This window comes from Plesiomonas sp. (genome assembly GCF_051650925.1).
Lineage (GTDB): Bacteria > Pseudomonadota > Gammaproteobacteria > Enterobacterales > CAMTGL01 > Plesiomonas.
This window is the reverse complement of sequence record NZ_JBOFRH010000320.1, coordinates 1-1,049: the sequence shown is the minus strand read 5'-3', so window position 1 is coordinate 1,049 and position 1,049 is coordinate 1. Positions and strand designations below refer to the sequence as shown.

General features: G+C 47.7%; 1 protein-coding gene. It reads right to left on the bottom strand.

From position 1 onward, the window contains the following. Window positions 1–159: 159 nt before the first annotated feature. Window positions 160–927 carry an acyltransferase gene (locus ACRC27_RS07510; protein WP_438639560.1) on the bottom strand — a complete coding sequence of 256 codons (768 nt, stop codon included), beginning with the start codon at window positions 925–927 and terminating at the stop codon, window positions 160–162. Window positions 928–1,049: the final 122 nt, after the last annotated feature.

Sequence of the window (1,049 nt, the reverse complement as noted above, 5' to 3'; positions counted from 1 at the left end):
CGAGGTCTACGCAAGCCAATAGAGTTAACCCAGATTACCTGGCGATCATGCAATAGGCGTTTAATCAGATGCTGAGTACTGCTGGGATGGCCACCCCAATCTTCCCCCAAGACGACTAATGGGGGTTTATTGACACGGTTTTCCGTTGTCTGGTGATGATTATTCATGGGGTAACTCGTGCATAAGAGGCTGAGAATCTGATGCTGAGGAGGAGTCAGATGCAGAGGGAAGTGCTCTGATAATTTTGGCAGGAATACCAGCAGCAAGTACGCGATCAGGCAGATCGTGGGTTACGATACTGCCTGCGGCCACGACCGTGCCGTAGCCGATATGAACACCTGCATTCACCATCACACCGGTTCCCAACCAGACTTTGTCTTCCAACACAATATCACCGACCTGATCATCGTGCTCTGCCAGACCCGCAGCGCGCTCTTCGGGGTTTAATGGATGCCCCGGAAAACCGGCTAAAAATACTTTCCCCGCCATAAATACATCGTTACCGATTTTAATTTTTCGGCCAACAGCAAAGGTGGTTTGCCAGCCGATATTGCAGCGATCACCAATTTCCAGATGTGCAGAGTGCGCGGTTTGGCGGCCAATGAATGAGGATATGCCACTGATTTGGCATTTTTCACCGATACTGATTTGCAATGGGCCAATAATTTGCGGCATACCGCTATACAGGTAAAGTTGAGAGGCTGGCGCAGTCAGTCGGCTTTGGAATAGAGGCGTCCAGTAGAGTATTCGCAGTAACCCTGACAACATATTTTTAATGATGTAATGCAACGCATACAAGGCGCGGTGCAGAGGGGGGATCACCGGAAAAGAGCAGGAGCGTAGCTGTTTTGCGGTGTTCCATATCCAGCGAGCGCTGGGAGACTGCCCCTGTTTTGCCCATAGCCGAAAACGACTTATCCATGTCATGACTGTGTGCTCATTTTAGAAAAACGAAAGAGTAATACTTAATTATTAAGACTATTTTGTCTATTTTGCCAGTTTATCTAGTCAATAATCAGAAACATGACTATAAAGATCTGATAACTCTT

Excerpts from the sequence above, each read along its gene's own strand:
- ACRC27_RS07510 (WP_438639560.1), bottom strand. The coding sequence starts at position 927 with ATGACATGGATAAGTCGTTTTCGGCTATGGGCAAAACAGGGGCAGTCT.